23 protein-coding genes are annotated in these 26,556 nt (G+C 70.2%); 9 read left to right on the plus strand and 14 right to left on the minus strand.

Annotated elements, in window-relative coordinates; genetic code table 11:
• The first annotated feature begins 46 nt into the window (after window positions 1-46).
• Window positions 47-1,378, plus strand: a complete 1,332-nt coding sequence (locus OK345_RS01515; RefSeq protein ID WP_265126130.1) for a sigma-54 interaction domain-containing protein — start codon at window positions 47-49, stop codon at window positions 1,376-1,378.
• Between the two features lie 42 nt (window positions 1,379-1,420).
• On the opposite strand, the gene OK345_RS01520 is transcribed toward OK345_RS01515, so the two are convergent.
• The 8 genes from OK345_RS01520 to OK345_RS01555 form a co-directional block, all read right to left on the minus strand.
• Window positions 1,421-2,713, minus strand: coding sequence for a transporter (locus tag OK345_RS01520; protein ID WP_425510935.1), 1,293 nt, complete (start codon window positions 2,711-2,713; stop codon window positions 1,421-1,423).
• Window positions 2,714-2,754: 41 nt separating this feature from the next.
• Complete coding sequence (locus tag OK345_RS01525) at window positions 2,755-3,519, minus strand: hypothetical protein (protein ID WP_265126132.1); 765 nt, start codon at window positions 3,517-3,519, stop codon at window positions 2,755-2,757.
• 12 nt (window positions 3,520-3,531) lie between these two features.
• Window positions 3,532-4,230: a C39 family peptidase gene (locus OK345_RS01530; protein ID WP_265126133.1), complete on the minus strand. Its 699-nt coding sequence runs from the start codon at window positions 4,228-4,230 to the stop codon at window positions 3,532-3,534.
• Between the two features lie 137 nt (window positions 4,231-4,367).
• Window positions 4,368-5,888 carry a FapB/FapC family functional amyloid domain-containing protein gene (locus tag OK345_RS01535; protein WP_265126134.1) on the minus strand — a complete coding sequence of 507 codons (1,521 nt, stop codon included), beginning with the start codon at window positions 5,886-5,888 and terminating at the stop codon, window positions 4,368-4,370.
• Between the two features lie 47 nt (window positions 5,889-5,935).
• Window positions 5,936-6,559, minus strand: a complete 624-nt coding sequence (locus OK345_RS01540) for a FapB/FapC family functional amyloid domain-containing protein (RefSeq protein ID WP_265154823.1) — start codon at window positions 6,557-6,559, stop codon at window positions 5,936-5,938.
• 20 nt (window positions 6,560-6,579) lie between these two features.
• Window positions 6,580-7,110: a FapA family amyloid fibril periplasmic chaperone gene (locus OK345_RS01545; protein ID WP_425510936.1), complete on the minus strand. Its 531-nt coding sequence runs from the start codon at window positions 7,108-7,110 to the stop codon at window positions 6,580-6,582.
• 427 nt (window positions 7,111-7,537) lie between these two features.
• On the minus strand, window positions 7,538-7,765 hold the full coding sequence (locus tag OK345_RS01550; RefSeq protein ID WP_265126135.1) for a hypothetical protein: 228 nt from the start codon (window positions 7,763-7,765) through the stop codon (window positions 7,538-7,540).
• Window positions 7,766-7,917: 152 nt separating this feature from the next.
• Window positions 7,918-9,258 (minus strand): dicarboxylate/amino acid:cation symporter, encoded by a 1,341-nt coding sequence (locus OK345_RS01555; RefSeq protein WP_265126136.1) that lies wholly within the window; start codon window positions 9,256-9,258, stop codon window positions 7,918-7,920.
• Between the two features lie 153 nt (window positions 9,259-9,411).
• On the opposite strand from OK345_RS01555, the gene OK345_RS01560 reads away from it, so the two are divergent.
• The 5 genes from OK345_RS01560 to OK345_RS01580 all read left to right on the plus strand — a co-directional run bounded on the left by OK345_RS01560 (window position 9,412) and on the right by OK345_RS01580 (window position 14,186).
• On the plus strand, window positions 9,412-11,115 hold the full coding sequence (locus OK345_RS01560; RefSeq protein ID WP_265126137.1) for an alkaline phosphatase: 1,704 nt from the start codon (window positions 9,412-9,414) through the stop codon (window positions 11,113-11,115).
• Window positions 11,112-11,654, plus strand: a complete 543-nt coding sequence (locus tag OK345_RS01565; protein WP_265126138.1) for a WG repeat-containing protein — start codon at window positions 11,112-11,114, stop codon at window positions 11,652-11,654. Before OK345_RS01560 ends, OK345_RS01565 begins: the two co-directional genes overlap by 4 nt.
• 70 nt (window positions 11,655-11,724) lie before the next feature.
• Window positions 11,725-13,026, plus strand: coding sequence for a tRNA lysidine(34) synthetase TilS (gene tilS / locus OK345_RS01570; RefSeq protein ID WP_265126139.1), 1,302 nt, complete (start codon window positions 11,725-11,727; stop codon window positions 13,024-13,026).
• 31 nt (window positions 13,027-13,057) lie between these two features.
• Window positions 13,058-13,318, plus strand: a complete 261-nt coding sequence (locus OK345_RS01575; protein WP_265126140.1) for an exodeoxyribonuclease VII small subunit — start codon at window positions 13,058-13,060, stop codon at window positions 13,316-13,318.
• Window positions 13,308-14,186 carry a polyprenyl synthetase family protein gene (locus OK345_RS01580; RefSeq protein WP_265126141.1) on the plus strand — a complete coding sequence of 293 codons (879 nt, stop codon included), beginning with the start codon at window positions 13,308-13,310 and terminating at the stop codon, window positions 14,184-14,186. The genes OK345_RS01575 and OK345_RS01580 overlap by 11 nt, the downstream gene beginning before the upstream one ends.
• Before the next feature lie 161 nt (window positions 14,187-14,347).
• On the opposite strand, the gene OK345_RS01585 is transcribed toward OK345_RS01580, so the two are convergent.
• On the minus strand, window positions 14,348-14,731 hold the full coding sequence (locus OK345_RS01585; RefSeq protein ID WP_265126142.1) for a DUF4870 domain-containing protein: 384 nt from the start codon (window positions 14,729-14,731) through the stop codon (window positions 14,348-14,350).
• An 84-nt stretch (window positions 14,732-14,815) separates the two neighbouring features.
• The gene (pmbA, locus tag OK345_RS01590; protein WP_265126143.1) at window positions 14,816-16,183 is read right to left on the minus strand and encodes a metalloprotease PmbA; all 1,368 of its coding nucleotides are present in this window, start codon (window positions 16,181-16,183) and stop codon (window positions 14,816-14,818) included.
• 209 nt (window positions 16,184-16,392) lie between these two features.
• Between pmbA and yjgA the strand changes: the two genes are divergently transcribed.
• Window positions 16,393-17,001 (plus strand): ribosome biogenesis factor YjgA, encoded by a 609-nt coding sequence (gene yjgA, locus OK345_RS01595; RefSeq protein WP_265126144.1) that lies wholly within the window; start codon window positions 16,393-16,395, stop codon window positions 16,999-17,001.
• A gap of 84 nt (window positions 17,002-17,085) precedes the next feature.
• Complete coding sequence (locus tag OK345_RS01600; RefSeq protein ID WP_265126145.1) at window positions 17,086-18,039, plus strand: hypothetical protein; 954 nt, start codon at window positions 17,086-17,088, stop codon at window positions 18,037-18,039.
• A gap of 61 nt (window positions 18,040-18,100) precedes the next feature.
• Here OK345_RS01600 and tldD read toward each other — a convergent pair whose 3' ends face one another.
• From tldD to OK345_RS01620, 4 genes are read right to left on the minus strand one after another with little or no spacing between them, the layout of a single operon-like run.
• Window positions 18,101-19,546: a metalloprotease TldD gene (gene tldD / locus OK345_RS01605; protein WP_265126146.1), complete on the minus strand. Its 1,446-nt coding sequence runs from the start codon at window positions 19,544-19,546 to the stop codon at window positions 18,101-18,103.
• A 49-nt stretch (window positions 19,547-19,595) separates the two neighbouring features.
• Entirely contained in the window at window positions 19,596-23,456 is a 3,861-nt protein-coding gene (locus OK345_RS01610) for a YhdP family protein (RefSeq protein ID WP_265126147.1), read from the minus strand.
• A gap of 51 nt (window positions 23,457-23,507) precedes the next feature.
• Entirely contained in the window at window positions 23,508-24,995 is a 1,488-nt protein-coding gene (gene rng, locus OK345_RS01615; RefSeq protein WP_265126148.1) for a ribonuclease G, read from the minus strand.
• A gap of 5 nt (window positions 24,996-25,000) precedes the next feature.
• A complete protein-coding gene (locus OK345_RS01620; RefSeq protein WP_265126149.1) occupies window positions 25,001-25,621 on the minus strand; it encodes a Maf family nucleotide pyrophosphatase in 621 nt (206 codons plus the stop codon).
• A gap of 128 nt (window positions 25,622-25,749) precedes the next feature.
• On the opposite strand from OK345_RS01620, the gene OK345_RS01625 reads away from it, so the two are divergent.
• The gene (locus OK345_RS01625) at window positions 25,750-26,484 is read left to right on the plus strand and encodes an SIMPL domain-containing protein (protein WP_265126150.1); all 735 of its coding nucleotides are present in this window, start codon (window positions 25,750-25,752) and stop codon (window positions 26,482-26,484) included.
• Window positions 26,485-26,556: the final 72 nt, after the last annotated feature.

Consider the following 26,556-nt stretch of genomic DNA (forward strand, 5'->3'; position numbering starts at 1 on the left):
TTCGGCGACTGCGCTCCGCCCGCGCACGATGGAATGGTGCAGGCGCATGGCAGCAGTACCCGCTTTTCCGAAACGCTGCGTGATCTGGTTCGGACGTCCGCAGGCCCAGGAACGGGCCCTGCTCGCAGCAGCAGGCTGGCAGGTCCGTGAGATAGCGCCCGGCCAGCAGGCCGGCATCGGCATGCGCAGCGACGACCTGATCGTCGGCCTGGTCGACCTGCGCGGCGGCCTTTCCGACACGCTCGAGCACATCGAGCAACTGGTGGGCGAGCACCGGCACATGGCATTGATGGCGATGACCTCGCCGCGCACGCCACGCGGCGATCCGCGGGTGGAACGGCTGCTGGCCCACTGCATCGAGGACTTCGGCACCCCGTTCGATTCCAAGCGCATGATCGAGCGGTTGCAGCGGCTCGGGGGCGATCCAGCGCCCCCCCAGGGGAGCGGGCTGGACGCGCTGATCGGCGAAAGCCCGGCGATGCTGGCGATGCGCGCGGCGATCCGCAAGTTCGCGCCGGTCGACCTGCCGGTGCTGATCACCGGCGAAACCGGCACCGGCAAGGAAATGGCGGCGCATGCGCTGCACGAGCTCTCCCCGCGCCAGGGCCGTCCCTTCACCGCCATCAACTGCGGGGCGATCCCCTCCACCCTGGTGCAGTCGGAACTGTTCGGCCACGAACGCGGCGCCTTCACCGGGGCCACCACCCGCCGCCTGGGCCTGTTCGAGACCGCCAATGGCGGCACCGTGTTCCTGGACGAGATCGGCGACCTGCCGCTGGACGTGCAGACCAACCTGCTGCGGGTGCTGCAGGAAGGCACCATCGAGCGGGTGGGCAACAGCCAGCCGGTGCAGGTGGACGTGCGCGTGCTTGCCGCCACCCACGTCGACCTGGAACAGGCGGTGGAACAGGGACGCTTCCGCCGCGACCTGTACTACCGCCTCAACGTGCTGCGGCTGCCGATGCCGGCGCTGCGCGAGCGCGGCAACGACATCGAGCTGCTGGCGCGCCACTTCCTGACGGCCTTCCGCGAGCGCCACCGCACCCGCGCGCGCGGCTTCTGCCGCGAGGCGCGCCTGGCGATGGAGCGGTTCCCGTGGCCCGGCAACGTGCGCGAACTGCTCAACCGGGTGCAGCGTGCGGCGATCATCGCCGAAGGCGAACTGATCACCTGCGCGGACCTGGAACTGGAAGACGACGAGGGCCGGAAGGGCGTGCTGGACATCGCCCGCATCCAGGCCGAACGCGACGCCCTGCTCGCCTGCCTGCAGCAGAGCCAGTACAACGTCAGCGCCTGCGCCCGCCGCATGCAGGTCTCGCGGGTGACCGTCTACCGCCTGTGCCGCAAGCACCGGCTGGAGCTGCAGGAACTGCGCTGACCCTGCCCTCCGGCGCGGTCGGCCGGCGCCGGATCCCCGCCGTTACAGCATGTACGGCACCTTGAAGGCCAGGGTGAAGTCCGGCGCGTCCGGGGTCAGGCCGATGCCGAGCATGCTGACGAACGTGGCATGCGGGGTCAGCGCATAGGTAACGCCCAGGTTGAGGGTGCCGGCATTGGCATCGCTGCCGATGACCTTGACCCACTGCCCGTTCTTGTAACGGGTGGAGGCCCGGGCGCTGAGCTTGTCGCTGAACGAGATGCTCAGGCTGGTGCGCTCGTTGAACGCGAACGCCACGCCGGCGCCGAAGTAATACGAACCGCCGAGCTTCACGTCGCCGGGATTGACGGTGTCGGGATTGGAGTCGATGTCGTCGAAGCTGCGCTTGAACGAATGGATGTAGCCGATATTGCCGAACAGGATGGCCGGGTCGGCGGTCTTGACCGCCGACAGGCCCAGGTTGGCCTGCCACACGCCGTTGCCGGTGGGTTGCTGTGCCGGCACCGCGAAGCGGATGAAATCGTCGTCGTCGCGCTCGATCACCTTCCAGTCCAGCCCGTAGGGTTCGCGCCCGGTCGGCGCGGTCACGCCGACCGTCATCACCGTTTCCGGGCGCCGCCGGCCTTCGGCGAACAGCTTGTAGTTGGCGCTCACGGTGACGTCGCCGATCCCGTCGCCACGGGTCTCTTCCTGCGCGATCGCGGCCGCCGAACCGCCCGCGCCGCCTTTCTGGTAGATGGTCTTGCGCGCGACGTAGGGCACGTCCAGGTTCAGGGTGAGCTTGGGATTGACGCCCCAGCGCGCGGCGAAGTTGTAGGTGAGCGAATCGGACTCGACGTTCTCGATGGCGATGTTGCCCAGGAAGATCGCGTCCAGCGCCAGGAAGCCGTTGAGGGTGAGCTGCTTGCGGTCGTAACGGGCGTAGCTGAGGCTGTTCTCCAGCGTCAGCCGCCGGTTGAACAGCGCCGACTGCTGCTGCTTGACGTCGTCGACGCTGCGCCGCGCCGCCTCCCTGGCCTCCTCGGCCTCGGCCGCGGTGCTGGCGTAGCCCTCGGCCGGCGCCGGTGCGGCGGCGGCCGGCGGTGCCGGGGGCGCGCCGGCGGTCCTGCCGCTGATGCGCGCCTGCATCGCCTGCACCTGCATGTCCAGTTCGCGCAGCCGGCGCACTTCCTGCGCATAGCTGGCCTTCAGTGCCTCCAGTTGCGACATCAGTGCCTTCATCTCGGCATCGTCGTTGCCGCCGGCCGGCTCCTGCGCCAGCACCTTCGACGATCCCAGGGACAGGCCCACCAGCGCCGCCATCGCCAGTACCTTCATTTGCGTATTCCCTCGCATGGTTGTTCTCGATTGCCCTCCCGGCCAGACGCCGGGCGTCGTCAGCCGCCCGGCCCCGCGCCGACTCCCCGGGTCAGCGTGATGGCCTGCGATACGTTCTGCGCCAGCGGCACGTTGCTGGCCAGCGAACTGCGGACCAGGTCGATCTGCAGCCGGTTGCCGGCCTGCTGGCCATCGGCCATCAGCTGGATGCTCTGGCCGACGCTGCCGGCCCGCAGCCATTGCTGCACCGCGCCGTGGCCGTCGATCTGCAGCAGCACCTTGGCCGCGTTGCCGTCGAAACTGGCGCTGGCGCTGGCGTTGCCCTGCCGGGCGAAGGCGTCGCCGGCCACCACGCCGGTGCCGGAAGGCACTTCGCCGCCGTCGCGCACATTGAGATGGGTGACGTTGCTGGCACGGTTGCCGTCGCCGGCCACCTGCACGCTCTGGCTCATGCCGGCCACGTTCTGCAGGCCGCTGGCATCGATGCTGCGGCCGCCGGTATCGGGCAGCGGCGCATTGGCGGCGGTGATGTTCACGCTGGGCGCGAAGCTGACCTTGGGCGTGTTGCCCTTGGTGAAATCCATGCCGAGCGCGAGCGTGCCCTGCAGGTTCTGCCCGGTCTGCGTCTGCCAGTTGGATACCATCGTCACCCCGAACCAGGCGACCGCGTTGCCGCCGGCGGTGTAGCGCCCGCGCATCAGGTTGAGCTCGGGATCGGGTATCTCGTCGATGCCCTTGCCGGTTTTTCCCGCCGGCTCGGACGCGATGGCCGGCATTGCCAGTGCCAGCGCAAGCGCCAGGCAACAGGGATGCAGGATCTTCATGGTCGTGCTCCTTCAGAACAGGTCGGCATGGGTGAAACCGAAATCCACCAGTTCGGCATCGGTGATCGGTCCGCGCCCCTGCCGGGCATAGAGCGCGCGCGCGCTCGGTCTCTCGCTTGGCTGCAACAACACGGTGTTGCGGTCGAAGTCGCTGCCGATGACGACGAACACCGCGCGCGACGGCCACGACTCCAGGAATTCCTCCAGCGGCACCACGCGGTTGCCCAGGATCGGATCGGCCACCTCGACCATCTCGTTGCGTACCTGCTTGAGCACGACGAAATGGCGGAAACCGCGCACGTCCATCAGTACCAGCCCCGGGACCCGCAGCGACCGCAGCCGCTCCTCGTTGATCCGGTAGCCGCGCCCGCGCATGCCCAGCGATTCGACATAGCGCTTGATGTCCAGCAGCGAGAAGCCGCGCTGTTGCACCAGCTCCGGATCGGAAACCCCCATCATTCCTTCGATCACCGTGGCCTCGTCGGCATCCAGGTGATAGGCGTAACGCAGGATGGTGGCCAGCGCGGCCGCGCCGCAGCTGTAGTCCGTATGCTGCCGCACCAGGTTGCGGAAGCGCCGTTCCTGCATGCTCTCCACCCGTTGGGTGTGGATTGCGCCGTTGGGCAACACGCCGCTGAAGCCGACATCGCCGGCACGGGCCATGGCGCCGGGCAACAGCAGCAGGAACAACAGGGCAAGCAGGCGGATCATCGGGAAATCGGCTCCATCGCAGGATGGAGCCCCTGCCCCAAGGGGGAGGAGGGACAGGGGCTCCTGGGGAGCCCGGTCATTGGCGGATGACCGGGTTTGTTGCGCCTAACGCGTGTTGCCTGCGCAACAGGCCACGCTTACTCGGTCCCGCCGCCGCCACCGCCGGTGGACGGCTGCGCCACGGCCAACGCCAGGCTGTTGGCCTGCAGGTTGCCGCTGCCCGACGCCACGTTCACGCCGATGTTGCCGGAGGCGCCGGAGAAGGCATCGCCCGACAGCGCGGCGGTGTTGGTCGCATTGACCACGACCCAGCGCGAGGTGGTCACGGTGCCGCTCAGGCTGGCGTACAGGTCCGAATAGCCCAGTTCGACGAAGCCGAGCGTGCCGCTTTCCTCGGTATCGAAGGCGATGCCGCCGACGCCCGGACGGTTCGGATTCGCGGTGGCGTTCTGGATCTCGTTGTCCAGATCGATGTGGCCGGTCGAATTGCCGTTGGCATGGGGAAGCGCGCCGCTCCAGGTATCCAGATAGTAGTTGTCCATCTGGTAGGCCGCGCCGCTGCCCTCGTAGGCGCCTGCGCCGACCGAGGCGGTGTAGCCGCGGACCGGGCCGCTCAGGCTGACCTGCACGGTGTCGGTGTACTTCTGCGCATAGCCGGAGTTGGACACCACGTTGCCGGTGGACACCTGGTTGGAGCTGATGCTCGACTGCGCGTAGGCGCTGGTCGCCACCGATGCCGCCAGGGCGTTCTTCTGCTCGTTGTTGTTGCCCGAGGTCACGTTGACGCCGATGTTGCCGCTGGCGCCGCTGAAGGCCGAACCGCCGACGCCGGCGGCGTTGGTGACGCCGTGGTTCAGCGTGGTGTTGCCCGCGCCGTACTGGTTGACGAACACTTCCGCATCGGCCATGCCGAAGCTGAAGGAGGCGTCCGCGGCCGACAGTGCCGCCGCGTTGTCCTGGGTGTTGTTGTCGCCGGCGGCCACGTTGAAGCCCAGGTTGCCCGAGGCGCCTGCGGCCACGTTGTCGGTCAGGTAGGCGTCGTTGGTCAGCAGCTGGTTGGCGGCCTTGTTGCCGGTGATCGACTGGCGGTTGTCGATCACGGCGATCGCCGCCGAGTCGAGGTCGATCGAGCCGGTGATGGTGGGATCGCCGCTGAAGTTGATGTCCGAGCTCAGGCGCAGGTCCTTCTCCAGATTCACGTCGACGCCGTGGTTGTTCTTTTCCTTGCGCTCGTCGGCCTGGATGTTGCTGGTCCGGTCGATGTTCTCGTAGACCTCGTTGCTCCAGTAGTTCTCGCTGCGGTTGTAGCTCTCGGTGTTGCTGATCGACTCGCTGTAGTTGCCTTCCACGTTGAGCAACAGGTTGGCTTCGGCGTTGAGCAGCAGGTTGGCCTCCGCGTTCAACGCCAGGTTGACGTCGGTATTGCTGTTGTTCGTGGTGGTGTTGGTGGTCGTGTTGGTGTTGGTGTTGGTGTTGGTGGTCGTGTTCGTCGTGTAGTTGCGGGTGTCGTCGACGTTGGTGTCCCAGTCCTCGATGACGATGTGCTTGTGGATGATGAGTGCCGAGGCGTTCTGGTTGTCCTGTGCAAACGCGGCAGGGCTGGCGGCGACAGCGGCCACGGCCAATGCGATTGCGGTCTTCCTGATGTTCGCGTTCATGGTGCCCTCTCTGGAATCACTTATCGGGTGATGGATGTGACGTTTCTTCACGGGATGGTCTGCACGGAGATGCTCAGTCGGTTGTCCGTTGCATTGCCCGATCCCGCGATCTGATTGAGTTGCAGCACACCTTCGAACCCGCGCAGCGCGGAGGCTTCCACTCCGACCCTGCGGGTCCCCGGCGAACCTTGCCCGCCGGCGATGCCCTGCCCCCCTGCCGACGCGAGCGAGCCTGCCGAGGCCAAGGCCTCTTCGCTCGCTTCGCGTATGCCCTGTTGGGCCAGCGTCGCGGTGACGGAATTGAGTTCCGCATTGCCGCTGCCGCTGGCCTGATTGATGGAAGCGATGCCGCTTGCGCCGGCCAACGCGCCGCCGCCGATGCTGGCGGAGGCGTGCAGGGGGGCGTCGAAGCGGTCGCTTCGCTGTTTCTGGATGGCGCTCACGCTGGCCGACGCATTGGCGCCGACCGCCATGCTGTGCAGGTTCGCCTGCAGGTTGAGGTCCCCGGCCGCCATGTTCACCGCGATCACGCCGTCGGCGCCTGAAAGCGCGCGGCCATCGATGCGGCTGTCGGCCAGGTACGACAGCATCGATGCGTAGACGTCGCCGGACTGCGCCATGACCGGTACCGCCGGGCCGGCGGCCAGGGCAATGGCCAGCAGCATCCGCATGCCGTGCATCGCGGCCGGCCTCACTTGCCCGGGCCGCCGGCCGGCTGGCCGAGCGGGAACTGCGCCAACGCACCGCGGACCTGGTCGCCGACGCCGCGCGTGGCGTTGCCGACGGCCCCCATCGGCCCACCGATGGTCTGGCTCAACTGACCGCCGGACAGCACGCCCTCGCCGCCGGTGACGCGCCCCAGGGTGCCGGTGATCGCCGTGCCGGTGACGCGCTCCACGGTGGTCTGCTGCGGGTGGTGCACGTCGCCCAGGCTCGAACCCAGTGCCGCGTAGTCGTCGTCGGAAAGCTCGTCCATGCCGTTGGACGTGCCCAGCATGCTGGACAGCTCCCGGTTCGGCGTGGGATCGGCGATCAGGGCCACGCCGGGAGGGGCGGGCCGGTAGGCGTGGCGTGCGGAGACATCGCGCAGCAGCACCATTTCGCCGGGCTTGGCCTTGACGCCCTGGCGGGCGCCTGACGCCTGCGCCACCTGCGGCAGCGCCACTGCCAGCATCAGTACCACGATCAAACGGGGGTGCCGACGTACGTTCCTGCGATCCATTGCTGCGTTCCCGACATTGCGTGCCGGAGGACAACGCAGCATCCGTGCCAAGCCTTGTTTATCCTTTGAAAACAACAAGATAAGCGAAAAACGCGCGGTCGCCGACGGGCGCAACGCTGTAACAGCCACGGCGGCGACGGCGGCTGCCGGAGTACCTCCCGACCCGCGAATGCGCGCGGCCGCTGGCCTGCGCCGGCTGTAACAGCGGTGATACAGCCCCCTGCAACACCCGGTTTACACAGGCCGCGGCGGCCCGGGCAGCCGGTGCCGGGGACCACCACCATCGCGCGCAGGACCATGACGCCATCGCCGGTCCGGGTACGAAAGCCGCGCCGGCGCCGGGCTGGTCGATGGCGGCATGCCGCCGATGGCCGACACGCGGCTGGCGCGCGGCGGCAGCGACGACCCGGACTTCGGCGACGAACCGCTACTCCCGTCGGTGCAGGCCGCACGCCTGCTGCAGGACGGGGAAACGCTGGAACTGGGCGGCCTGCGGCTGCGGCTGCACTTCACTCCCGGCTACCGCCGGGAAGCATTGGCTACAGCCGCTGCGCATCGCCTGCGCCGTCAGCCTCTCCGCGCCCGGCGACCGGCTGCGCGACAACCGGCGCCGTCCGCGGATGCTGGCCGGCTTCCAGCGCAGCTTCAGGGTCATGCGTGCCCTGCCCGGCGACCTGCTGGTCACCCCGCGCCCGGCGCTGGCCGGCATCCCGACAGCGAAAGCGGCTGGATTGCGGCATCTGCGCCGATGCCGCCGAAGCGCGGCTGCGGCAGCAACTGGCCGAACGGGACCGCGGCGGCTGGGGCTCAACCGCGCGGCGATTCCCCGGCTTCCTCGCCTTCCTCGATGCCGACGTTGCTCGACGCCGCATCGTAGACCTTCTGGTCGAGCAGCCCGGTCTCCTTGGCCACCAGCACCGGCACCAGCATCTGCCCGGTGACGTTGGTCATGGTGCGCATCATGTCGAGGATGCGGTCGATGGCGTACAGGTAGCCGATCGCCTCCAGCGGCAGGCCGGCGGCGCTGAGCACCACGGTGGCCATCACCACCGCCGTGCCCGGCACCCCGGCGGTGCCGAAGCTGCCCAGCACCGAGGCGATCAGCACCACCACGTACTGCTCCGGCGTCAGCGGCACGCCGGTGTACTGGGCGATGAACACCGCGCACAGCGCCGGGTAGATCGCGCCGCAGCCGTCCATCTTGATGCTCGCGCCCAGCGGCACCGCGAACGCGGCGTAGTCCTTGTTGACGCCCAGGTTGTGGGTGATCGAACGCATCGCCACCGGCATCGAGGCGAAGCTGGAGGAACTGACGAAGCCGACCTGCATGCCCGGCGCGGCGCCGCGGAAGAATTTGAGCGGGTTGAGCCCGTGCGCCAGCAGCAGGCCGCTGTAGACCACCACGATGTGGATCGCGCAGGCCACGTACAGCGCCAGCACGAAATTGCCCAGCGGCAGCAGTTTCTCGAAGCCGTAGCTGCCCACCAGCGCGGCGATCAGGCCGAAGGTGCCGATCGGGGTCATCTCCAGCACGAAGCGGGTGACCTGGATCATCACCTCGCTCATCTGCCCGGCCAGCCTGCGCGCCTCGGCCACTTTCTCGCCCAGCTTCACCATCGCGAAACCGAGCAGGCCGGCGAAGAAGATCACCGGCAGGATCGAACCGCGCCCGGCCGCCAGCACGGTCTCGCCGGCGGCGTTGATCCGGGTGCCGATCCCGGTCAGCGCGTAGAACGGATTGGCCGGCACCACGTCCAGCAGCACCTGCACCGCGTTGGGCACCTCGCGCGGGGTGTAGTTGCCGTCCATGCTCAGGCTCAGGTTGCCGGTGCCCGGCTGCATGAGCGTGCCCACCGCCAGGCCCACGCCCACCGCCAGCGCGGCGGTGGCCAGGAACCACAGGAAGGTGCGCCCGCCCAGCGCCGCCAGCGATTTCTGCCCGTGCAGCGAGGAGATCGCGTTGATCACCGCGAAGAACACCAGCGGCACCGCGATCATCTTGATCAGGGTCACGTACAGGTCGCCCAGCGGCCCGAACCAGGTCTTGGCGGCCGGCCCCAGCAACCAGCCGGCCAGCGCGCCGAGCACGAAGCCAGCCACCACGCGTTGCCAGAACGGAATGCGCAACCACGCGGAAACCAGCTTCATATCGTCGATCCGGGACCTGCTGCAGGGAACGGCACGATAGCGCAAGCAGCCACCGGCAACGACGCCTCCGCGGGAAAAACTGCGTGTCATCCGCGTGCCTTTTCGCAGCCGTCATAATGTCAGGCCCGTTTCCCGCGAGATCCGAACGCCGCCATGTCACGCGCCACGCCCCTGTTCGCCGCCATCGCCACCCTGCTGCTCGGCGCCTGTGCCAGCTCCCCGTCGCTCCCCACCGCCGCCGCGGTGAACGTGGAGGTGCCGGCCATCGCCCATCCGCAGGGCGAGACCCCGCAATGGTGGTACCGCAGCGGCGCGGCCACGGCCGCGGCCAACGGCGCCATGGCCGGCAAGGCCAAGAACGTGATCCTGTTCCTCGGCGACGGCATGAGCCTGACCACGGTCGCCGCCGCGCGCATCTTCGAGGGCCAGCGCAACGGCAACCCCGGCGAGGAGAACCTGCTGTCGTGGGAGCGCTTCCCCGCCACGGCCTTCAGCAAGACCTACAACACCGACTCGCAGACCCCCGATTCGGCCGGCACCATGACCGCCATCACCACCGGGGTGAAGACCCACATGGGCGCCATCGGCGTTTCCGCCGGCGAGCGCAACGACTGCGCCGACAGCCTCGGCAAGCACCTGCTGACCTGGCTGCAGCTGGCCGACAGCGCCGGCATGGCCACCGGCATCGTCTCCACCGCGCGCCTGACCCACGCCACCCCGGCGGCCACCTACGCCCACTCCCCGGACCGCAACTGGGAGAACGACACCGACGTGCCGGAGGAAGCCAAGGCCGCCGGTTGTACCGACATCGCCCAGCAGCTGCTGTCCACCGCCCGCTACGGGCGTGGCCCGCTGGTGGTGCTGGGCGGCGGCCGCGGCGAATTCACCACCGTCGAGGAGCGCGATCCCGAGTACGACGACAAGGTCGGCCAGCGCCTGGACGGCCGCAGCCTGGTCGCCGAATGGCAACAGGCGCATCCGCAGGGCGCCTATGTCTGGAACACCGCGCAGCTCGAGGCCGCGGCCGGTGCCCCGGCGATCCTCGGCCTGTTCGAGCCGGACCACATGCAGTACGAGCACGACCGCCCGCAGGACCCCGCCGGCGAGCCGAGCCTGGCCGAGTTGACCCGCACCGCCATCGCCAACCTGTCCCGGCACCCGGAAGGCTACGTGCTGATGATCGAAGGCGCGCGCATCGACCACGCCAACCACAGCGGCAATGCCGCCCGCGCGCTGGGCGACACCGTGGCCCTGTCCGACGCGGTGCGCGCCGCGGTCGAGGCCACCTCGGAGAAGGACACCCTGATCGTCGTCACCGCCGACCATTCGCACACGCTCAACTTCGTCGGCTACCCGGCGCGCGGCAATCCGATCCTGGGCAAGGTCATGGACAAGGGCGGCGAAGACGGCATCGGCGGCCTGGACCTAGCCCGCGACGGCCTGGGCCTGCCCTACACCACCCTGAGCTACGCCAACGGCCCGGGCTACACCGGCGCCAGCAACCAGCAGCCGGCCGGCCCCAAGACCTTTCCGCACAACCCCAGCAGCTTCGACAGCGCCGACGGCCGCCCGGACCTGACCCACGTCGACACCGAACACCCGGACTACATGCAGGAAGCGCTGGTGCCGGCCAAGAGCGAATCGCACGGCGGCGAGGACGTCGGCATCTGGGCCCGTGGCCCCGGCAGCGCCGCCGTGCGCGGCACGCTGGAGCAGAACGCGATCTACCACCTGATCGTGCAGGCCACCCCGCGCCTGCGCCAGCGGTTGTGCGACGCCGGCACCTGCGACGCGCAGGGCGTGCCGGTGGAACTGCCGCAGCCGCAGGCGTTCGAACGCAAGACGGAGACGCAGTGACCCCATCGCGGCGGCCCGCCCGACGCAGCCGCCGCGCCCGCGCGGCCGTCGGCCTGCTGCTGGCGGCGTTGCCGATCCTGGCCGGCGCCACCTGCCGGGAGCTGGCCGGGGACGACCTGCAGCCCGTCCCCGGCTGCAGCGTCGACGCCGGTGGCGCGCTGCAAATACCGGCCGGGGCATTGCGGCACCTGAAGTTCGACGGCGACGGACTGGCCGCGCTCCAGGCGGACGGCCGCCACTACTACGTCGGACGCGACGGCCGGCAGCTTGCGGTGGTCGGCTACGACAACGGTCCCGACTATTTCGCGGAAGGCCTGGTCCGCGGCCACGTCGACGGCGGGATCGGCTTCTTCGACCACGAATTGCGGCCGGCCTTCGCCGAACGCTTCGACTGGGCATGGCCGTTCCGCGACGGCATCGCCGAGGCCTGCAACGGTTGCCGCCCGGGCGCGCCCGATGCCGATGGCCACGTTCCGATGGTCGGCGGCGTCCACTTCCGCATCGACCGCAACGGGCACCGCATCGACGCCCCGCGCTGATCCGTTGCATGGCGCTCCGGGGCCGCAGCCGGGATACTGCCGGTTCCCTCGCCTGCATCGCCGCGATTCCATGAGCCCGCTTTCCCCCTCCAGCCTCGACCCGGCGTCCACCGCCGCGGTGCTGGTCGGCTTCAGCGGCGGGCTGGACTCGACCGTGCTGCTGCACCTGCTCGCCGGCGACCCCGCGCAGCGCGCGCGCGGCCTGCGGGCACTGCACGTCCACCATGGCCTGCAGGCCGGCGCCGACGACTGGGCCGCCCACTGCGAGGCGCTGTGCCGGCAGCTCGACGTCCCCTTGCAGGTGGTCAGGGTCGACGTCGCGAACGACAGCGGCCAGGGTCCGGAAGCGGCCGCACGCAGCGCCCGCCATGCCGCCTTCGAACAGGCATTGCGGCCGGGCGAATGGCTGGCCCTGGCCCACCATCTGGACGACCAGGCCGAGACCTTCCTGCTGCACGCGCTGCGCGGCTCCGGCATCGACGGGCTGGCGGCGATGCGGGGCTGGCGCCGGTTCGCCGGCGGCGGCCTGTGGCGCCCGTTGCTGCACGTCCCGCGCGATGCGCTGCTGGCCCATGCCGAACGCCACCGCCTGCGCTGGATCGAGGATCCCAGCAACGCCCGCGACGACTTCGACCGCAACTTCCTGCGCCTGCAGGTGATGCCGCTGCTGCGCGAACGCTGGCCGCATGCCGCCGCGGCCTTCGCCCGCAGCGCGGCGCTGGCCGCCGAGGCCGGCGACCTGCTGGCCGGACAGCAGCACGACGACCTGTCGGCCTGCCTGCTGCCCGGCAGCGGGGCGCTGTCGATCCCGGCGCTGGTCGCGCTGCCGCCGCCGCGCCGCGCCGGCGTGCTGCGGGCCTGGATCCGCCAGCGCGGCCTGCCGCCGCTGCCGGCCAACGGCGTACGCATGATCGAACGGCAGCTGCTGCCCGCCGACCACGACCGCCAGGCGGCCTTCCGCTGGCGGTCGGCGCAGGTACGGCGTTGGCGCGACCAACTGCACGCGCTCGCGCTGGCCACGCCCTGGCCGGACCACTGGCAGGCCGGCTGGGACGGGCGCGCGCCGCTGCCGCTGCCCGACGGCGGGTCGCTGCAGCTGCTCGGCGCCTCCGCCTTCGAGCAGCCGTTGACGGTACGCGCACGCCGCGGCGGCGAACGCATCGTGCTGCCCGGCCGCCGGCATTCGCATGCGCTCAAGGACCTGCTGCAGCAGGCCGGGCTGCCGCCTTGGCAGCGGCAACGATTGCCGCTGCTGTGCGCCGGCGACGAAGTGCTGGCCGCCGGCGACCGCATCGTTTCCGCCGCCCTGCAACGATGGCTGGACACGCATTCGGCTGAACTGTCGTGGCATCCCGGCGACACCGCGAATTGACCCCGTCGACCCCGCCGCTCACACTTTCGCCATGGCCAAGAAGTCCAACAACGAAACCTCCCCGGTCGCCCGGTTCGAACAGTCGCTGGAAGAACTCGAGCAACTGGTCGAGAAGATGGAAACCGGCGACCTGAGCCTGGAGCAGTCGCTCAGCGCCTACGAGCGCGGCGTCGGCCTCTACCGCCAGTGCCAGCAGGCGCTGGAGCAGGCCGAACTGCGCGTGCGCCTGCTCACCGACCCCGCCCAGCCGGAAAAGTCCGTACCGTTCGAACACACCGGCGATGACGACTGAGGCCCTGCTCGCCGGCTGGAGCGCACGCACCGAACAGCACCTGCAGGCCGCCCTGCCCACCGCCGACGCCGCGCCGCAGCGCCTGCACCAGGCCATGCGCTATGCCGCGCTCGGCGGCGGCAAGCGCATGCGGCCGCTGCTGGTACGCGCCGCCGGCCATCTGTTTGGCGCCGACGAGGCCCTGCTCGATGCCCCCGCGGTGGCGGTGGAACTGATCCACGCCTATTCGCTGGTGCACGACGACCTGCCGGCGATGGACGACGACGCCCTGCGCCGCGGCCGCCCCACCACCCACATCGCCTTCGACGAGGCTACCGCCATCCTCGCCGGCGACGCGCTGCAGACCCGCGCCTTCGAAGTGCTGGCCGAGGCCGCGCTGCCGCCCGTGCTGGCGGTGGCCTGCCTGCGCACGCTGGCCGGCGCCTCGGGCGCGGCTGGCATGTGCGGCGGGCAGGCGCTGGATATCGACGCCACCGGGCAGCAGCAGCCATTGGCCGACCTCGAACGCATGCACGCGCTCAAGACCGGCGCGCTGATCCGGGCGGCGGTGCGCATGGGTGCGCTGTGCGGCGGTGCGACCGAATCCGAACTGGCGCGGCTGGACGGTTTCGCCCACGCGCTGGGCCTGGCCTTCCAGGTCCGCGACGACATCCTCGACGTCGAGGCCAGCTCCGAGCAGCTCGGCAAGACCGCCGGCAAGGATGCGGCGCAGGACAAGTCCACCTTCCCCGCGCTGCTGGGCATGGAAGGCGCCAAGGCCCAGCTGGAAACGCTGGCCACCGCCATGCGCGAAGCGCTGGCGCCGTTCGGCCCGCGCGCCGACGCACTGGCGGCCCTGGCCGAACTGGCCATCCGCCGCTCGCACTGAGCCCCAGGTTTCCCCTGTAGGAGCGACGTCAGTCGCGACGAGGTTTTAACGGGAAAGCCCGGTCGCGACTGACGTCGCTCCTACAGGGGCAAGATTGAGAGACCGAAACGGAGAGGCCCGGGAATCCCGGGCCTCTCGCCTGTCCGCTTGCAGCCGACCGCTTACTTGATCAGGCGCAGCGTGAACGGATAACGGTAAGCCTCGCCGTTGTTGGCCTTGACCGCGGCGATGATGCAGAACACCACGTTGGCGATGCCGACCAGCGCCGGCAGGAAGAACAACAGGCCGAAGCTGATGATGGTCAGGATGAAGGCCACGACGAAGGCGATGGTGACGGTGATCTGGAAGTTCAGCGCTTCCTTGGCCTGGTCGACGATGAAGCCCTTCTGCGCGTCGTCCTTGTTGATCAGCCAGATGATCAGCGAGCCGACGAACCAGGTGAAGATGCCGAGGATGTGCGCCACCAGCGCCATCGTGCGCTGGTCCTGCGGTGCGGCTTCGCTCGGCGGCGGCGGCGGCGCGGTGATGTTGTCGAAATCGCTCATTGTGTATTCCCCTTTGTTCCTTGGGTGATGTGGTTGGATGTGCGTCCCCGGCCTGATCCGGCACCGCAGCTGTTGAAGGATACGTCAATCGTTGCCCGCAACGGTCATCTTTCCGATCAATATCGAACCAGTTCGCACGTGCGAACGCCGGTCCACGTCGCTGCCGACCGCCTCGATGCCGGCGAACATCTGCTTCAGGTTGCCGGCGATGGTGATGCCGTCCACCGGGTAGGCGATCTGCCCGTTCTCCACCCAGAAGCCGCCGGCGCCGCGCGAATAGTCGCCGGTGACGCCGTTGACGCCCTGCCCCATCAGTTCGGTGACCAGCAGGCCGCGGCCCATGCCCGCCACCATCGAGGCCAGGTCGCCGGCGTTGGCCGCCACCTGCAGGTTGTGCACGCCGCCGGCATTGCCGGTGGTCTGCAGGCCCAGCTTGCGCGCCGAATAGCTGCCCAGGATGTAGCGCTGCAGCACGCCCTGGCTCACCAGCGCGGAGTTGCGGGTGGCCACGCCCTCGCCGTCGAAAGCACTGGAGCGCAGCCCGCGCCGCAGCAACGGCAGTTCCTCGATGCCGAACCATTCCGGGAACAGGCGGGTGCCGGCGCTGTCGAGCAGGAAGCTGGCGCGGCGGTACAGCGCACCGCCGGACACCGCGCCGAGCAGGTGGCCGATCAGCGAACGCGCCACTTCCGCCGAGAACAGCACCGGCACCTCGCCGGTCGGCAGCGAGCGCGGCTGCAACCGCGCCAGCGTGCGCTCGGCGGCGCGACGGCCGATGTCGACGGCCGCCTCCAGGTCTTCGCGGGCGATGGCGCTGCTGTACCAGCCGTCGCGCTGCATGCCATCGCCGTGCCCGGCGATCAGCGCGCAGCCGATGGAATGGTGGCTGCTGCGCTCGCGGCCGATGAAACCGTGCGAGTTGGCATACACCGACAGGCTCTGCGCGGTGGCGGCCGAAGCGCCGTCGGAGTTGCTGATGCGCGCGTCGGCCTCGCGCCCGGCCGCTTCGCAGGCCAGCGCCAGGTCCAGCGCTTCGTCGGCGCCCAGCGCCCAGGGATGCCAGCCGTCCAGATCGGGGAACTCGTGCGCCATCAGCGCGGCATCGGCCAGGCCGGCGGCAGGATCGTCCTCGGTATGGCGGGCGATCGCGCAGGCCTGGGCCACGGTCGCCTCCAGGCTGGACTCCTGCAGGTCGGCGGTGCTGGCGCTGCCCTTGCGCTGGCCGAAATAGACGGTGACGGCGATGCCGCGATCGTGGGTGGACTCGACCGTCTCCACCTCGCCCAGGCGCACGTTGACGTCCAGCCCGCGCTCTTCGCTGCAACTGACCTCGGCCTGGGTGGCGCCCAGTGCGCGGGCCTTTTCCAGCAGCCGCTGCGAGATGCCGGCCAGTTGCTCCAGCCGCTGCAGGCTGTCGTCGGCGGCGTGGGTTTCGGTGGTCAGGGTGTTCAATGCTTTATCCTTTCGAAAATCCAGCCGAAGCCGGTGGTTCCTTCTCCGTTCGGAGAAGACGGCGCGAAGCGCCGGATGAGGGGCGAACGAAGTCCGTATGTCCGAACGAGCCGGACTCCATCGCCCCTCACCCCAATCCCTTTCCCTCGGGGAGAGGAGCTTTGAAGCGGGCTTCGGCTACACACGAACTTTAATCGAGTAACAAGGCAATGCGCGGACACGACGAGGAAACCGGCGAATTTTTGAGCGAGAGCCGCAGCCAGAACCGGCGCGAGGCGCTGGAAGTGCTGGCGCTGGGCGAGAAGCTGGTGGAGCTGACCGCCGCGCAGCTGGCACGCCTGCCGATTCCCGAAGAGCTGCTGGAGCACATCGAGTACAGCAAGCGCATCACCTCGCACGGCGCGCGCAAGCGCCAGCTGGCGTTCCTGGCCAAGCAGATGCGGCGCGAGGACGATGCCGTGCTGGAAGCCATCCGCGACGCGCTGGAAGCCAACAGCGAAACCTCCAGGCGCGCGGTGGCGCTGATGCATCGCATCGAGCATTGGCGCGAGCGGCTGCTGGCCGAGGGCGACGTGGCGCTGGCCGAGCTGCTGGACGAATATCCCGGCGCCGACCGCCAGCAGCTGCGCACGCTGGTGCGCAACGCACTGGCGGAAAAGGCGAAGAACAAGCCGCCGCGCGCGTTCCGCGAGATCTACCAGGTGTTGCGCGAGCTGCTGATGCCGGCACAGTCCGCGGCCACCGAGGGTCGGGATGGGGAAGACACCGGCACGCCCGACGACCTCGACGACGCCGGCGAAGACGACGGGCGCGATTGATCCGGCACACGCCGCGTCCCTGCGGCCCGTCGCCGGCGCATGACGGCATATCGCCATTCCCGCTCCCCGCAGCCTGGAGAAAGCATGCCCACACGACGATCCTTCCTGCTGGCCGCCCTCGCCGGTGCCGCCCTGCGCCTGCCGGTGGCCCGCGCCGCCAGCGGCAGCCAGCCGCGGGAGGCCGGCTACGTCGACCTGATGCCCGACTTCTGGGAGGCCTACGCCCGGGCTGAAGGCGCGGCCGATCGAGTGCAGGCGCTGCAGGACAGCTTCTTCGCGCCGCACCATGCCATCTACGCCGCCGCCGGCCTGAAGCCGCGCGCCGAGCGCATCGCCCGCTGGCTGCCCGACTTCGACGCGATGGCCGCCGACGTGCGGCGGATCGTCGGCGACTTTCCCGCCGTTTACGCGGCGCACGCCACGCGCTTCGCCGACGCCTTCCCGGATTTCGACCGCACCCACGCGCCGATCTATCTGCTGCCGGCGCTGTTCGCCTTCGACGGCCACCTCGAACCCGGCGGCGAGCAGTTGCCGCTGTTCATCGGTGCCGATGGCCTGGTGCGCTACCACGGCGCCTCGCCGGATCTGGCCGTGTTCCTGGACCACGAATCCTTCCACCTCTATCAATCCCAGGTGGCGCCGGAAGTGATGCTGGACCCGACCCCACCGGTGTACGCCATGCTGTGGACCGAAGGCGTGGCGACCTACGTGAGCGAACGACTCAATCCCGACGCGGCGCTGCTGCACGTGCTGCTCGACGACGCCCGCCTGGCCGAGGCCGACGCCGCCACGCGCCGCGAGCTGGCTGCGGCGATCCTCGCCGCGCTGGATTCCACCCGTGAAGCCGATGCGCTGCGTTTCTTCAGCGCCGGCGCCACCGGAGCGTGGCCGGCGCGCGGTGGCTACCTGATCGGCCTGGAAGTCGCGCGCCGGATCGGCCGCGAGCTGCCGCTGGCACAGTTGCCACGGTTGCAGGGCTCGGCGCTGCGCGAACGGCTGGCCCGCGAACTGGCCACGCTGGCGGCAGGCGACGACTGAACCCGCGGGCATACCGTCCGCCTGCCTGTCGCTGGATCGCCATGCGGGACAAGCCCCGCGACTACGCCTGCGTGCCGCCCACGGTAAGCCCGTCGATCAGCAGCGACGGCTGGCCCACGCCGACCGGCACGCTCTGCCCGTCCTTGCCGCAGATGCCCACGCCCTCGTCCAGCGCCAGGTCGTTGCCGACCATGCGCACCTTCTGCATGGTTTCCGGGCCGTTGCCGATCAGGGTGGCGCCCTTCACCGGCGCGGTGACCCTGCCGTCCTCGATCAGGTAGGCCTCGGTGGCCGAGAACACGTACTTGCCGCTGGTGATGTCGACCTGGCCGCCGCCGAAGTTGACCGCGTACAGGCCCTTCTTCACCGAGCGGATCATCTCCTGCGGATCGTGGTCGCCGGCACGCATGTAGGTGTTGGTCATGCGCGGCATGGTCAGGTGCGCGAACGACTCGCGGCGGCCGTTGCCGGTCGGCGCCACGCCCATCAGCCGCGCGTTGAGCGTGTCCTGCATGTAGCCGACCAGGATGCCGTCCTCGATCAGCGTGGTGCACTGCGTCGGCGTGCCCTCGTCGTCGATGTTGAGCGAACCGCGACGGCCATCCAGGGTGCCGTCGTCGACGATGGTCACGCCCGGGGAGGCCACCCGCTCGCCGATGCGGCCGGCGTAGACGCTGGTGCCCTTGCGGTTGAAATCGCCCTCCAGGCCATGGCCCACGGCCTCGTGCAGCAGCACGCCCGGCCAGCCCGGCCCCAGCACCACCGGCATCACCCCGGCCGGCGCCGGCACCGCCTCCAGGTTGACCAGCGCCTGCCGCAGCGCCTCGCTCGCGAGCGCCTCGGGGCGGCCGCCCGCGAACAGTTCCTCGTAGCCGTAGCGGCCGCCGCCGCCGGCATAGCCGGATTCGCGGCGTCCGTCCTGCTCGACGATCACCTGCACGTTCAGCCGCACCAGCGGCCGCACGTCGGCGGCCAGTACGCCGTCGCTGCGCGCGATCAGCACCGTGTCCACGCCGCCGGACAGGCTCACCATCACCTGCTGCACGCGCGGGTCGGCGGCACGCAGGTAGCGGTCCAGGCGCTTGAGCACGCCCACCTTGAGTTCGTTGCCCAGGCCGTCCACCGGATCGAGGGCCGGGTACAGCGCACGGCCGTTGCCGCGCACCAGCGAGCGCGCGCCCTGCGCGCCGCCATCGCGCGAGATGGCCCGCGCCGACTGCGCGGCGATCCGCAGCGCATCGGGGTGGATGTCGTCGGAATAGGCGAAGCCGGTCTTCTCGCCGGCGATGGCGCGCACGCCCACGCCCTGCTCGATGGAATGGGCGCCGTCCTTGACGATGCCGTCCTCCACGCTCCAGCTCTCGCGCCGGGAATGCTGGAAATACAGGTCGCCGAAGTCGATGCCCGGCCCCAGCAGGGTGCCGAAGGTACGTTCCAGGGCGGTGGCATCCAGGCCGGCGGGCAGCAGCAGGCGGGATTCGGCAAGCGTGAGGGCGGTATCGGTCATGGTCATGAGGTGGGGACACGGCCGCCGATCGCAAGCGGCCGCGCGGGTTTCAGAGGGTATCGGCGTCGTTGCCGGCGGCCGGGACCGGAATTGGAGCCGGGCGCGGCGACTCGCGCTCGATCACCTCCACCTTCGGTTCCTTCCACGGTCCGGTGACGCGGTAGGTCTTGGCACCGATCTCGCCGAGCGGCTTGGACAGCACCGCGTTGGCCGCGGCGCCCACGGCGGCGCCGACCGGTCCGCCGGCCACCGCGCCCACCACCGTGAGCAGGTTGCCCGAGCGCGGGTTGACGTCGATGGTCTGGTCGAACTGCTGGGCGCGCAGGTCGGCCTGGCCGCGGATCACGATGTCCGCCGCCGGCCCCTCGATCGCCACCCGTTCGGTCCTGGCCATGCCCTGGCCGAACGCCACCTGGCCCTCGACCTGGTTGAAGGCGAAGCCCTTGGAGAAGAAGTCGCGGAAATCCAGCATCAGCCGGCGCGGCAGCTGGGCGACGCTGAGCAGGCCCAGCACGCGGCCGGCGCCGGGCTCGAGCTCCAGCAACTGGCCGTTGCGGGCCTGCACCGCCAGTGTTCCGTCCAGTGCCGCCAGCTGGAACGCGGCCGGCCCGCCGGGCCAGCCGGCATCGAACTGGAACCGGCCCTGGCCGCCGCGCAACTGCCCGCCGTAGTCCAGGTTCTGCATCAGCGCTCCCAGGTCGTCGCTGTCGACCCGGGCGCTGAGCCGGGTATGCGCATCGGCACCGCTGCCCCGCCACTCGCCCTGCACGTCGATGGCCTGGCGCGGCGCGCGCAGCTGCAACTGCTCCACCCGCAGGCCGTCGGCCAGCGGCCGCGTGCGCAGGCTGGCCTGGCCGAGCCTGGCGTTGCCGAACTGCAGGTCGTCGATATCCAGCGCCAGCGGCGGCACCTTGGCCGGATCGGCGATGGCGACGACCGGCGTCGCGGCATCCGTATCGGCATCGGCATCGGCGGCGACCGCGGCAGCCGGCTGCATCTGCCAGTGCACCCGCGCCAGCTTGCCGACGATGGTGCCGCCCTCGGCCTCGGGCACGCTGAGACTGCCGGCCAGCGCCGGCCCGTCCAGCTGCACCGCGACCGCGTCGGCGCCGGGCCGCAGTTGCAGGCGGGTATCGGCGAACACGCCGCCGGCCAGCAACAGGCGACCGGCCTGCACGTCCACGTGCCGCAATGGCAGGGTGTCGCCGCCGGTTTCGGCATCGCCCTCCTGCCCACGCGCCAGGCCGATCCACTCCAGCGCGTCGAGCGAACCGGTACGTCCGGTCACCACCAGCCCTTCGGCCGGCGGCTCGCGCTCCACCCGGTTGGAGCCCATCGTCACCTGCACCCCGGTCTTTCCGTCCTGGCTGCGCGCCGCCAGCGCCAGCAGCCGACCGAAGGCGACATCGACCCGGCCGCTGCCCAGCGGCAGCGACGCCGCCACGGTGGTCGGCAGCGGTTCGCTGGCCGGCTTGTCCAGCGGCGCCGGCAGCTGCAGGCGGGTGCCGACCAGGTCCGACTGCAGGCGCAGCGACGTCGGCGGTTCGACCTTGCCGCCATCCGCCGCCTGGGGAATCTCGACGCCCACCGTCCAGCGCGAGGTGCCGCGCACCTGCGGCTTGAGCCAGGCCAGCTCCGGAGCCCGCTCCAGCAGCCGGGTGGCATCCAGTGCCGCAGCCAGCTGTGCCTCGAAGACATTCCGCGGATCGGCGACATGGCTACCGGCACGCAATTCCAGCACGCCTTCGCGCTCGTCCATCCGCACCGCCAGCGCCGGCGCCTCGAACCCGCCATCGCTGTAGCGGGCCTTGCCATGCACGTCGTCGAACTGCAGGTCCCAGCGCTTGTCGGCCAGGCGCGCGCCGCGCAGCTCCACCTCGCCGCCCAGCCTGCCGGCACCGTCCTCCTCGTGCAGCGGCTGCAGCAGGTCGAACGCCACCCGCGCCGGCCCGGAGACCTGGAGATTGTCGAGCGTTTCCGCATAGGTCTTCTGCAACGGGCTTTGCCGCAGCATCGCCAGCAACTGCGCGGCGTCGCCCTGGCTGGTCGCCTTCACCTGCAGCCGCGACTGCCCGAAATCGGCGATGCCGGCCTCGAAACGGTTGACCGGCACGCCGGCCAGTTCGCCCTTGCCGTGGATCTGGAAGCCGTTGCCGATGAAGGCGATGTCGGCGTCCACCTGCCGCATCAGCGGCCAGTCGTGCTGGAAGCGGATCGCGCCGCGGTCGATCTGCCCGCTGGCCTCGAAGCGGCCGTTGTTCTGGTCGAACGGCCAGTCGTCCAGGTCGCCGGTGACCAGGCCACGGCCGTTGCGGACATGGCCGTCGACCAGCGCCGCATCGAGCCAGTCGATCGCCTCCTGGCTCATCTGCGAACGGACCCAGAACCGCTTGGCCACGGTCATCGGCACGTCGTCCAGGTCCGCGGCCAGCTCCATCCACGGCCGCGTGCCGTCGCCCTGGAAACGCAGCCCGCCGCGGACGTCGGCGGCGTAGTCGGTGCCCTGCACCCGCATCGCCGGCGTCGCCACGCGCCAGTCCGTGCCCTCGCGCCAGCCCACGATGCGTCCGGCCAGGCGCACGTCGTGGACCTCGCCGAAACCGCTGGGCCAGTCGAAATGCAGGGTGCTGTCGGGCTGCAGCGTCAGTTCCACGCCCTCGCCGTCGCCTTCGAAATGGCCGCGCAGTCCCTCCACGCCCGGCACGTCGCCGACGGTGGCGAAGGCCACTTCCTCCAGCTCGCCGCTGCCGCGCAGGGTGCCCCCGCGCAGGCCGCCGACCTGCACCTGCGAGAACCGCAGTTGCGGCCCGGCCCGGTACAGCCATTGCCGCAGCTCCGGCTGCAGCCGTTCGCTCAGCGCGGCGATGCGCAGCAGCGGCGTGAGGTCCAGCTGTTCACCGACCAGCGCGAAGCGTTCGCCGCCGGCCAGCAGCAGGCCGTCCAGCCGCTGCACTTCGCCGGTGCCGCCGATCCGCAGCCGCGGCGCATCCAGCCGCCAGCCTTCGGCGGAATGGCGCCAGCGGGCGCGCAGTTGCAGGGTGTCGAAATCCGCCGCCGGCACCGCCCCGTCGTCGGGCAACGCCGCCCCGGACAGCTGCAGCTGCCGCAGGTCGGCCTCGGTGGTCACTTCCACCACCCGGTGGTCGTGCAGCTGCACCCAGCTGCGCAGGCTGCCCTTGCCGCCCTGCACCCGCACACCGGCGAAATGCAGCAGTTGCGACCACGCGGCCAGGTCGGCCGGTTCGGCCGCCACCCAGGCATGGCCATCGCCGCGCTGGCGTTCGAAATCCAGCACCGCCACCAGCGGCGGCGCCCCGGCATCGATCCAGCCCCTGGCCCCGGCCCGCAGGCGCTGGCCGTCGACCCGCAGCCGCAGGTCGATCCGCGGCACCTCGGTCTGGATGCCCAGCGAAGGCGCTTCCACCCGCAGCCGGCCGCCGATCACCTGCAGCTCGCCCAGGTTGCGCAGGGTATCGAGCGGATCGCCGCCGGTGCCGGTGGTGGGCAGGCCGCGCACCGACCAGCGTCCGTCATCGTCGCGCTGCAGGGTCAGCGACAGGCCGCGCAGCCGCAGTTCGGTGAACGACCAGCCCGGGAACAGTCCCGAATACAGCGACACCAGCACCTCGGCCTGGCCGATGCGCACGCCGTCGCCGGCACCGATGCGCAGCCCCTCCAGCCGCAGCAGCGGCCCGCGCCGGGTCCAGGCGGTATCCACATCATCGAAGCTGACCGGCTGGCCGGCGCGCGCGCTCAGCCAGGCCGCGACCTTGTCAGGATGCTGCTCGGCCAGCGGCAGCAGCTGGCTGATCGCGCCCACCAGCAACGCCACGCACACCAGCACGATCGCCAGCGCATACAGCGCGTAGCGTCGGAGCAGTCGCAGGCGGCGGCGCGGCGGCGTGCGCATCAGGCCACGCCGCGTTCCCGACGGACGCCCGCGGTCGGGCGCCCGGCAAGGTCAAAGCAGGACCACATCGAACTGTTCCTGCAGGTACTGGTCGTCGGCCTGGAAACGGATGCTCTTGCCGAGGAATTCCTCCAGCTCGGCCACCGCCGCCGATTCCTCGTCGGTGATCCGCGCCACCACCTTGGTCGAGGCGATCACCAGCAGCCGCGCCGCGTCGAACTGGCGCACCGCGCGGGTGATCTCGCGGAAGATCTCGTAGGTCACGGTCTCGGCGGTCTTGATGCTGCCGCGGCCGCCGCATTCCGGGCATTGCTCGGACAGCTGCCGCTCCAGGCTTTCCACGGTGCGCTTGCGGGTCATCTCCACCAGCCCCAGCGGCGAGAACTCGTACACCGTGGTCTTGGCATGGTCGCGCGCCAGCGCCTTCTCCAGCGTGCGCAGCACCTGGCGGCGGTGCTCGGCATCGTCCATGTCGATGAAGTCGATGATGATGATCCCGCCCAGGTTGCGCAGCCGCAGCTGCCGCGCCACCGCCTGCGCCGCCTCCAGGTTGGTGCGGAACACGGTCTCTTCCAGATTGCGCTGGCCGAGGAACGAGCCGGTGTTGACGTCGATCGTGGTCATCGCCTCGGTCTGGTCGATCACCAGGTAGCCGCCGGACTTGAGCGGCACCTGCTTGTCCAGCGCACGGCCGATCTCGTCCTCCACCCCGTACATGTCGAAGATCGGGCGGTCGCCGGCATACAGCTCCAGCTTGTCGGCCAGCACCGGCATGTACTTGGCGACGAACGCCTGCAGCTGGCCGAAGGTCTCCTTCGAGTCCACCTTCACCTTGTCCACGTCCTTGCGGATCAGGTCGCGCACCGAGCGCAGCGGCAGGCTCAGGTCCTCGTAGATGATGCTGCACGACGCCGCCTCGCGGCCGCGCCGCTCCACCACGTTCCATACCCGCGACAGGTAGGCGATGTCCTCGGCGATGGCTTCCGGCGGCTGGCCCTCGGCATTGGTGCGGATGATGTAGCCGAAGCCGCCATGGCTGGCGGCCAGGTCGGCCACCAGGGTCTTCAGCCGCAGGCGCTCGGCCTCGTCCTCGATCCGCGCCGACACCCCGATCACCCGCGACTGCGGCAGCAGCACCAGGTAGCGCGAGGGAATGCTGATCTGGGTGGTCAGGCGCGCGCCCTTGCTGCCGATCGGGTCCTTGACCACCTGCACCACGATGTCCTGGCCGTCGCGCAGCAGCTCCACGATCGGCACCGCCGACGGCAGCGCCAGGGTGGCGTCGTCGGTGTCGTCGCTGGCCACCGGCGCCGGCCGCACCACGTCGTTGGCGTGCAGGAACGCGGCGCGCTCCAGCCCGACCTCGACGAAGGCCGCCTGCATCCCGGGCATCACCCGCTGCACCCGGCCCTTGTAGATGTTTCCGACCACGCCGCGGCGCCAGCCGCGCTCGATGTGCAGCTCCTGCAGCATCCCGTTCTCGATCACCGCCACCCGGGTCTCGCGCGGGGTGACGTTGACCAGTATCTCTTCGGACATGACGCTCATTCCCCCATGCGCATTGCGGCCGTTGCCGGCGGATGTCCCGCTGTTTCCCCGTCCGCGGCCATGAATTCGCGCAGCAGCTGCGCGGTCTGCTGCAGCGGCAGGCCCATCACCCCGGAGTAGCTGCCGGACAGGTGGCGGATGTAGCGCTCGGCGCCGCCCTGGATGGCGTAGGCGCCGGCCTTGTCCATCGGCTCGCCGCTGGCGACGTAGGCGGCGATCTCGCCGGCCGTCATCGTCGCGAAGGTCACCTCCGACTCCACCGTGACCGAGCACAGGCGACCATGCCCGGCCAGCGCCACCACGGTGACGACCCGGTGGGTGCGGCCGGACAGGGCCTGCAGCATCGCCACCGCATCGGCGGCGTCGACCGGCTTGCCGAACACCCGGTCGCCCAGCACCACTTCGGTGTCCGAGCCCAGCACCACCGCGTCGGCGTCGTCGCCGACCCGCGCCAGCCCGGCGCGGGCCTTGTCCGCGGCCACGCGTTGCACATAGGCTGCAGCCGCTTCGCCGCTGCCGCGCACTTCGGGCACCTGCAGGTCCAGGGTGCGGAACGGCACGCCCAGGCGCGTCAGCAATTCGTTTCTGCGGGGGGAGCGGGAGGCAAGATAGAGCATCGCGGAAGGATAACCCGCGGCGGCTGACTGAATGATCGGCAAAGGCACGCGGATATCGCGAACCCTGACCGGGCTCACCACGCGTTCATCGCTCCGGCAACACTCTCACCCCTCACAAGGAGGACCCCATGCGCCACCACCCGCTGTCCCTGATGCTGCTCTCCCTCTCGCTCGCCCTGGGAACCACGATGACCGCAAACGCCCAGCCCGCCCCTGCCGCCTACGCCGTGCCCAGCGACGGCACGCTCCTGAACGTGTCCGCCCAGGCCGAGGCCACGCGGGTGCCGGACATCGCCACGCTCTCGGCCGGCGTGGTCACCCAGGCCGCCGACGGCAACGCCGCCATGCGCCAGAACGCCGAGCAGATGACCCGGGTGCTGGCCGCGATCAAGGCCGCCGGCATCGCCGAGCGCGACGTCCAGACCAGCGGCATCAACCTGAGCCCGCAGTACCGCTACGCCGACAACGAGGCGCCGAAGATCACCGGCTACCAGGCCAGCAACACGGTCAGCCTGAAGGTCCGCGACATCGCCAGGCTGGGCAAGGTGCTGGACGCGCTGGCCGCGCAGGGCGCCAACCAGATCCACGGGCCGAGCTTCGAGATCGACCAGCCCGAGCCGGTCTACGACGAGGCCCGGCTGGCGGCGCTGAAGAAGGCCCAGGCGCGCGCCGAGACCTACGCCAAGTCGCTCGGGGTGCGGGTGCGGCGCATCGTCAGCATCTCCGAAAGCAGCGGCGGCGGCTTCCGGCCGATGCCGATGATGGCCATGGCGAAGATGGACCGGGCCGAGTCGACCCCGGTCTCGCCCGGCGAAACCACCGTGTCGGTGAACCTGGAAGTGGTGTTCGAACTCGGCCGCTGACCGCCGCCGACAGTTGTCCAGGACGGCGCCCACGGGCGCCGTCTTGCTTTCCCGCAGCTGACTGGAAACTCC

This window comes from Xanthomonas chitinilytica, assembly GCF_026107455.2.
In the GTDB taxonomy this organism is placed as follows: Bacteria; Pseudomonadota; Gammaproteobacteria; order Xanthomonadales; family Xanthomonadaceae; genus Stenotrophomonas; species Stenotrophomonas chitinilytica.